This is a genomic window from Endozoicomonas atrinae, assembly GCF_001647025.1.
GTDB classification, from domain to species: domain Bacteria; phylum Pseudomonadota; class Gammaproteobacteria; order Pseudomonadales; family Endozoicomonadaceae; genus Endozoicomonas; species Endozoicomonas atrinae.
In genome coordinates, this window is record NZ_LUKQ02000229.1 from 1 (window position 1) to 8,515 (window position 8,515).

At 49.9% G+C, this 8,515-nt stretch carries 5 protein-coding genes; 4 read left to right on the plus strand and 1 reads right to left on the minus strand.

The genetic code is table 11. The annotated features are described in order from the left end of the window. The coding region (locus tag AK963_RS22080; protein ID WP_202969828.1) for a hypothetical protein at nucleotides 1-1,033 on the minus strand (1,033 nt) is incomplete at its 3' end. A 116-nt stretch (nucleotides 1,034-1,149) separates the two neighbouring features. On the opposite strand from AK963_RS22080, the gene AK963_RS22085 reads away from it, so the two are divergent. From AK963_RS22085 to AK963_RS22100, 4 genes are read left to right on the plus strand one after another with little or no spacing between them, the layout of a single operon-like run. After that, nucleotides 1,150-4,674: a hypothetical protein gene (locus tag AK963_RS22085; protein ID WP_066017585.1), complete on the plus strand. Its 3,525-nt coding sequence runs from the start codon at nucleotides 1,150-1,152 to the stop codon at nucleotides 4,672-4,674. Further along, nucleotides 4,674-5,696, plus strand: a complete 1,023-nt coding sequence (locus tag AK963_RS22090; protein ID WP_066017586.1) for a hypothetical protein — start codon at nucleotides 4,674-4,676, stop codon at nucleotides 5,694-5,696. Before AK963_RS22085 ends, AK963_RS22090 begins: the two co-directional genes overlap by 1 nt. Next, on the plus strand, nucleotides 5,696-6,469 hold the full coding sequence (locus AK963_RS22095; protein ID WP_066017587.1) for a hypothetical protein: 774 nt from the start codon (nucleotides 5,696-5,698) through the stop codon (nucleotides 6,467-6,469). The genes AK963_RS22090 and AK963_RS22095 overlap by 1 nt, the downstream gene beginning before the upstream one ends. Continuing rightward, nucleotides 6,466-8,334 (plus strand): hypothetical protein, encoded by a 1,869-nt coding sequence (locus AK963_RS22100; protein ID WP_066017588.1) that lies wholly within the window; start codon nucleotides 6,466-6,468, stop codon nucleotides 8,332-8,334. The genes AK963_RS22095 and AK963_RS22100 overlap by 4 nt, the downstream gene beginning before the upstream one ends. The last annotated feature ends 181 nt before the right edge of the window (nucleotides 8,335-8,515 follow it).

The following is an 8,515-nucleotide window of genomic DNA, read 5'->3' on the forward strand; positions in this document are numbered from 1 at the left end:
CTGTCTGGTAGCGCTCCCTTTGGCGCTCCCTTTTGCGCTCGGCGTAAGCGGGATCTGTCTGGTAGCGCTCCCTTTGGCGCTCCCTTTTGCGCTCGGCGTAAGCGGGATCTGTCTGGTAGCGCTCCCTTTTGCGCTCCCTTTCGCGCTCGGCGTAAGCGGGATCTGTCTGGTAGCGCTCCCTTTGGCGCTCCCTTTTGCGCTCGGCGTAAGCGGGATCTGTCTGGTAGCGCTCCCTTTGGCGCTCCCTTTTGCGCTCGGCGTAAGCGGGATCTGTCTGGTAGCGCTCCCTTTGGCGCTCCCTTTTGCGCTCGGCGTAAGCGGGATCTGTCTGGTAGCGCTCCCTATTGCGCTCCCTATTGCGCTCCCTTTGGCGCTCAATATGTGAATAATTTTCATCAATAACTTCTTCCGCTTGAATCTCAGGAGATTTATTTTGTTGGAGTTCAATATTTAATGGACTAATAATTGCCATCGGTACTGAAGATTCAGAGGGAATACCAATGCTGCCTTGATTAGGAATTTGTAAAGGTTGATGGAGATCGTTATCAACAACTAGTGAGCTATGCGGGGTCGATTGCTCTACACCTAAAGAACTATTTCCAGAAGTATCTTTTAACGTTGAAGTAAGTGGAGCACGATTAGAGCATGACTGAGAACTCGCTTCATCGGCCATGCTCCAATGATCAAATCTTAATTCTAATTGACCGGTATGAAATTGAGCACTTTCGTTGGTTTGTTGCACCTTGGGGTTAGCTGATAAGTCTAATGGCTCGGTTTGCTCAGGTTCTTGATGATTAATAACCCGCACTTGATTAAAAAGGGACTTGTTGAATTGGTTATGGAATTGTTCACCATCTGCAATCAAGGTGTTTAACTGATTGTTTGGTGCAGCTTGTTGAACTTGCAGTCCGAACGCTACTCCACTCTGCTGTGGAAAGTCATTCAGAACGGAACCACTGATCCACGTATCAGATTTATGCGCATCCTGATAATAAGCATACGAGGGGTGAGGGTTAAAATATGGATCAGCCATTGAATTATTGAATTATTGAATTATTGAATTACAGCTTAAGACTACGCCTTCTTATAAAAGTTCCTCCCTTTCACAACTCATTCTCCATGTATGTCAACCAAGCATAAGGATTTGCTATGGCTATTACTAACAGCGATGTAAAACTCTACGAAAGCCAACGCCTCACGGATGAGGAAGACGGTGGTGGCCGGGTCACTGGTAGTGAGGTTATTGATGGCAACGTCAATAATCTCTTTCAGGATATTTCCCGGATCGACCGAACCATTGGTGATGTTGCCTTGCGTAAGGCGTTTATTGGGATCAGCACCGATAACAATGACATTTACCTCGGCAGTCATTTGATCCTGACCGAGCCTCCTAAGGATAAGAATGTCTCGGTGTTGCTGTTCAATACTGACAGTCAAACCGATGAGCGTTTGGATGCCAGAGACAGAATCGAGAGTTATGTCGTCCCCGGAATTAAAGCATCGTGGGAGTTGGTGGGCGATCAGCTGGAAGGCCAACGTGCCATTGTTGGCTATCAGCGTGAGGAATGGGCGGTTCCTGAAATTGGTGAAGTCTATAAGCTCACCACTCCCGATGGGCTAACCAGTCAGTTTATCCGTATTACTGCCATTGATCATTCGGTGGTCACTTTTACCTATCATAACGGTTCAGAGTATGTGGATTTTAACCGGCGCAAGGTGGAAATGGAGATCAGTGCGCCACTGATAACCACCTTTACCGGAGCGCAGCCGGTCCCCGGTGAGCCAGAGGAAGAAACCAGCCTGATTCATGGCACACAGATAGCCGATACCTCCCGTTATTATGGCATTCAGCCAGTGAGTGCCAACATTACCGCTGGCGACTTAACGGTTAAGGCTGAAAGTGTTTATGCGCCATTGGTGCCGAGTGCCAAGGTCGAAAGCCCCTTGCTGGATCAATACGGTGGCTATACCGGCAAAACGATGGTGGCCACGGCTGACACTACCCGTTCGGTCAGCTGCCGTTTTGTGCACATTACCGGCAATCAAAGCAGAACCTATGTCCAGCGTGGCGTTCTGCCTAAAACGCTTTCTCTGTCGCTCGATGGCGGCACCTTTGAAGATGACGGTGCGGGTCATCTGCTTCATAAAAGCGGGACCAATAATTTCAGCAAATTGACCGTGGATTATGACCTCGGGGAGGTTAATGTCTGGCGAGCGAGCAGCTATACCACGGCCACCGCCAACGCTACTTATCAGCCAGCCGTGGCGATTATCGGGGCTGCGATCAGTGGGGTTATCCCGATCACCAACCAGAGCCGGGGCTTCAATTACACCCTGAATATGGCCGAGGCCAAACCAAGGCCGGGAACCTTGGTGGTCAGCTATATCGCCCTCGGGAAATGGCAGGATATAAGAGACACTGGCGCAGGCCAGATGACCGGCTCAGGTTCGGGAACCATTATCTTTGCAACGGGATCGGCTGCAATCACCCTCGATGCGCTGCCCGATCCTGACAGTGCCATTGTCTTTAGCTATGTGGCGCAGAATGATGATGAGGTGACAATCAGAACCGGCTCGGTGCCAGTGGATGATATGACCTTTCGCCATACCGTCGAGAAACCCGGCATTAAACCCGGCTCGATGAAGGTAACGTATGTTTCCTCCGGTGAGAATAAAACCCTGAACGATCAGGCCAACGGGCTTCTCACTGGTGACGGTAACGGTGCCATCCACTACGCTCCGGGCGAATTGAGCTTTAAGCTGGATTTCCTGCCGGACAGCGGCACCGAGATTCAACTGATCTATGAGGAAGGCACCAGTGCCGGTGGCGAGGTGATTGTCTCGGTGGATGGTCAGGGCGTAATGAGTGGCACCATTCCCGGTGCGCCCTTGCTCCCAGGTTCTATCCAGCTGCAATTTCTGGTCGAGCAGTTATCCAACGTGCCGAGTGAAACCAGAAACGAGGATGACTGGACAACCTACGAGACAACCCGGAACGTCGCTAAACAGATCAGCGACGATACAACGGGTGGCTGGCGTGGAGTAACAGGCAGCATTGATTACCAGACCGGGGCGTTTACCATTCTGGCGTTGGAGCAGTACACCTATCCTGAATACGTCATCAAGCAGACGTTTAATGGTTACGTTCGAAAGCTGGACGTGACCAACACTGCCAAAACCCAAACCTTCAACGGCAGCACCATTACCGCCATTGCACAGGCGAGCAATCTCGCCCATGCACCCTATAACGAAAACATTACCTCGCCAGAACTGACCATTGATCTGTTGCCCTTGATGGACAATACCGTCCTGCTCCCCGGCAGCGTGGTCTTTGAATGGAACGGTGAAACCTACTTTGACCGGGACGGTTCTCTCTATAAAAACCTGAGCACTGAAACCAATGCCGGGGTTCAGGTAGGCAGGGTTGACTACAGCGGCGGTATGGCGACACTGGCGAGCTATCCAGAGGGATCGGTCAGCACCGCCACCATTCAAGCAGCGGCCACTATCGGCGTTGGTTTTAAGATCGATGCGGTTGCCTTCCGAACGCCCGGAGCTCCGATCCGTCAGGGCAGTTTGCAGCTGACAGCGGTTCGGGTGGATAACGGGGACATTATCACGGCAACGGCGGATTTTAACGGCGAGTTCAATACGGCAGAAGTGGTCGGAAAAATAGACGTAACCACAGGCTGGTGTGAGCTTCAGTTCACTGATAGAACTGATCCAATCTTCGTTATCCCGCAAAGCATCCGTTACAACTGCGTGGTCGAAACCAGCCTGCCGCTCGATGCTGAATTGATCGGCCTTGATCCGGTGCGCTTGCCTCCTGATGGTCGGGTTCCTATCTATCGTGCCGGGGATATTGTGGTCATCAGCCATACCTCGGAAACCGATGCAGGTACGCCAACAGCCGGTCAGGTGATGAACCTGATACGTGACCATCAGGCTGAAATTGTGGTGGAAGATAGTAACGGGGCTCTGCTGGCCAGCGATCAATACACCGTCGATAGAGAAGCGGGTTCTATTACCTTTGCCGATCCGTTGAGCCTGATTGATGCTGGCAGCACCCCTCTTACCGCACCCTTTACGGTTAAGGATCGGGTGGAACACATGAGCGTTCTGAGCGACGTTCAGATCAATGGCGACCTGTCCGTTATCTCCCCGGTGCCTTGGGATTTACCGGCATCAGAAACCACAGTGAGTAGTGCTGTCGTTTATGGCGACCTTCAGGCGAGGGTAAAAAACTTCTTCAGCCAGAAGGTATGGGATAACGGCATACCCAACTGGACGGATAACCGGATAGGAGACCAGACCACAGCACAGTTCAACACCATCAACTATCCGATGGAAGTGACCAACAAGGGAGCCATATACGGCAAGTGGTCGATCATATTCACCAACAGCACAGCCTTTCAGGTAGTAGAGGAAAAGCTCGGGATCATAGAAACCGGCAGCACCACAACGGATACCGCTCCCATCAATCCAGAGGCTGGCGTTCCCTATTTCACATTGAAAGCGGATGGCTGGGGGAGTGGCTGGTCAACGGGTAATGCTATCCGGTTTAACACTGATGGATGCCTTGCACCTATCTGGATTTGCCGGACAGTGCTTTCAGGACAAGGCACCGAAACCAATGACGACTTTACTTTACAGATTCGGGGGGATGCTGACTAATGGCCGTTACATTTTACTCATCGGAAGATGCGGGTGCGCCACAGATTCAAACAACCCGGAGTGGGAGTAATAATTGGCAGTGCAATATTATTGAAATTTTCGATGCAATTCTGATTACCGGTTATGGCTCAAAGCCCGGAATGGGATGGACAAAACTAATGACATCGGAAATTGAAGACAGTGATCGGACCGTCTATCAGAATCAATCAACCGCCGATGAAAATATGAATCTGATTGTTCAGAGTCATATAGTAAGGCAAAACGGGTTCATGCTGCAGATTGCCGATGTTGTTAATTCTCCAGAGGATTATGAGCATTACAGCGATGTCATATCAACTATGCCTGCCCGAGCTGGCTACCCTGTTACATGGTATGCAGTTGGTGATGAAAGAACTATGATTTTAATTCTTTCAGATACTTACTCACAAAATGTGAGACATGATTATTGGGATATGTATTATCCGGGCGTTATTTATGCGGGGGATATGGATGACCCTAACGGCAATTATCCGAAACCTTGGTGTATCCTTGGACCCGGCTCTTACACTGGAAAAATAGATGATGTTGAAGCTGCTGGTTCTGTTTATGCTCCCGGAGTTATGGGGTTTTCTGCTAGTCATACAGCTATAACTAAAACCAGACGACCAGTCACACAAGTTCCCGGTGAAGAGTGGGCAGCAGCGGATTGTTTTTGGTTTATGTTGTCTTGCGAGTCAACGTCTTATTTTAGCAACAAAAGTGAGTATCAAATCAGAACACCCGAAGTTTTCACAAATAATACAAGAATAAAAGCTCCATGGTTTTTTGTATTGCAGCAAAATTATATTTTTCAACTGCGTGGGGTTTATAACATTTATCCGTGGATAACCAGTGGTTATTCAAGTACAGCAGAGAGTAGAAATTGGTTGGTAAAATTAGATGCTTTCGGTGAACAGTTTTTTGCTTTTTCCAAAGACCTTAACAGAGCCGATGATTATTACTCTCCTATGGAAGTGTATATACAATTAACGGGGGAGTGGTAATGATTGCTGATTTTATTACCATCTATCCAAAATCTGACTTACCCTATCAACACACTTTAAAATTCAATCTAAAAGTTGATGGGCTTCCGTATATTGGGAGTTTTATTTTAGTAAAAGAAAATGCAGCCAAGTACATCTTTGGTGGTTCTATTGCTAACGGGAATTATACAGCCCGATATTTACCTGAATATCCCAGCTTACCGTCTTTTAGTTTGTTAATTTTTAAGGATGGTCGAATTTACAGCAGTGAATTAATTAAACCGGACAAAGCGATAGTTCACGATATAGCCATCAGCACCAGCGGAGGCGGCGGTGCACCATCGGGTGATCCTGCCACCATAACCGGCAAAGTAGAGCGAGTGCTGGACAATCAGGCCGAACCCACAGCGAGGCAACTGGTGGCCATTGAGCATAAGCCCGATGGCTCATGGTCAGTAACAGGTAATACCACCAGTAATGCAGAAACCGGCAGTTATACGCTGGAAGTACTGACCGAAGGGGGCGATACCTTTGTACTGGCGATAGACGAATACGGTGTGCCTTTCACTGCAACCGCCAGCGTGGTTCAAGGTGATCTGATTCATCCAACCGTTCCCAATGGTCATGTTTACCGGGTCGAGATTGGCGGCACCTTGCCAGCCACCGAACCGGAGTGGTGGATTGATACCGGTACTACCCACACCCGAACCATTGAAGGGGATATTACCCTCCGGGCGATTCCTTTCTATCGCCCATTGGCTCACGGTCCTATCAAAGCAGAACCCACACTATGAGTTATGCGGTTCCCACCGACAGCGCAGAGTTTCGGCTGACCGGCGCTCCCTATGCCGTGTCATCGTCGGCTATTGCTGACTTTTCTTTTGATGGAAAGGGGCTTATTTATTTTGCTCCGCCTCCCGGATTGGTTCGCCATTACGAAGGCCAATGGCAAGGGGCGGTCAGTCGGCAGCAGGGCTTTTCTGCGAGCTATTCCGTCAGTCGCCCTGTTAGCACTACCCGGAGGCAAACTAGCCAACAGGCAAAGCCTCTGGAAGCCTCACAGTTTGGCCTGTTTTGGGGAGCGGTGGCAAAAAAGGAAGTCATGGTCAGTTTTCGTCATGGCCAGAGCCAGAAGAAAGAAGCGACAACCGGCGACCGTTGGCAACAGCCAGAACCCAAGGAAAGCGGCAAACAAAGTGCATGGGATAAAAGCATTCAAGCGCAGGATCAGCAACAGGCCTCCCCTTGGAATCATCCACCGGAGCGGGATAGCAATGTATCCGAAGGCATGCAGTCGGTTGATCTATACGGCGCAAAAAAATGGAAAAGCCCTGACTATATTCACCCACAGCAACCGCTGAACTTTACCTTTCAGGATCGGGAGTATGAGCCACAGGCTAACGGCTCGGTGTTTTTCCAGATTGGTGCCTTTGACGAAGAACCCGCTGCTGTCCCCATTGATAGCAAAAGGCGCTTTACCTTCCAGAGCAACCGAGCCGAGGATCAGCCGGTTATCCTGCCGTGGGGTTTCGGTCAGAAAGCCAAGGATGAAACCGTAACCGGCAACTATGGCGGCGAGACAGACCCGGACATTGTGGAAAAGCCTGAGCCAGAGCAGCCAGAGATCAGGGAGAGTTATCTGCTTATGAACGTTATCACCACTGTCGTATTGCCTGCCCGGACACCGCTCGAACTGCCCTCAATGGAAATCAGTCTGGATATTGATAGCTTCTCATGGAGCTTTACCGGAGAGCTTTGGGGGGCTTCCAATATCGCACTGGTGGAACCGGACGAGAACGGTCCGAAGCAGATCGAGGTGGATATCAACGGCTGGAAATGGATCTTCATTATTGAGCGTTACAGCACAAACAGACGGTTCGGGGATGAGCGTTACACCCTCTATGGCAGCAGCCGAACCCAACTGCTGGCAGCGCCTTATGCTCCGGGTAGGAGTAAGAGCAACACTAATAATCTCAATGCAAAGCAGGCCATTAGTGAAGAACTGGCGAATACCGGATTCACTGCAACCTATCCTGACCTGAACGACTACAGCACACCGGATTGGATTATGCCTGCTGGCTCATTCAGCTATCAGAATCAGACAGCAATGCAAGTAGTGGCTAAGGTCGCTGTTACCGCTGGATCGGTGATCATTCCAAGCCGTGATGCCGACCAGGTGAGCATTCAACCAAGATACTCGGCAAGTCCCTGGGCATGGAATACTGCCACCATGGACAGAATAGTTCCGGCCAGTATGGTTATCAGTTTGAGCGCCAACTGGCGACCAGAACAGGCTTACAATGCGGTCTATGTTTCGGGTACCAATGCGGGAGTGGCGGTCAACGTTAAACGAGCAGGAACCAATGGCGATAACCCGGCTCCAGATATTCTGGAAGACTGGCTCACTGAAACGCAGGTCAATACCGAGCGTGGCCGAAATGAGCTGGCCAAGGGTGGACACCAGAGCATAACCAGCATTGAGCTGCCATTGACGGATACCAACACAGCACCCGGGTTAATTGAGCCGGGGATGCTGGTGGAAGTTCAGGATACGCTATTAGGAGAGAACGGAAACTGGCAAGCCCTCTGTCTGGCTACAAATATCACGGCTGAACGAAGCAGAGTCATCCAAAGTGTCCAGCTGGAAAGGCACTATTAGGCACCTACACACCAATGGCTGAGTATCTTGCGTTGACGATTGAATACAAGTGCACATAGCGATTAGGATACTACTCTGTATAATGGCGGAACGTTAAAAGTGTGATTTATTTTTTATGCAAAGATTTGATGTTCCGGGTGTAATAGCTCGCCATATCCTTCATAAGTGATAACAAGCTTCT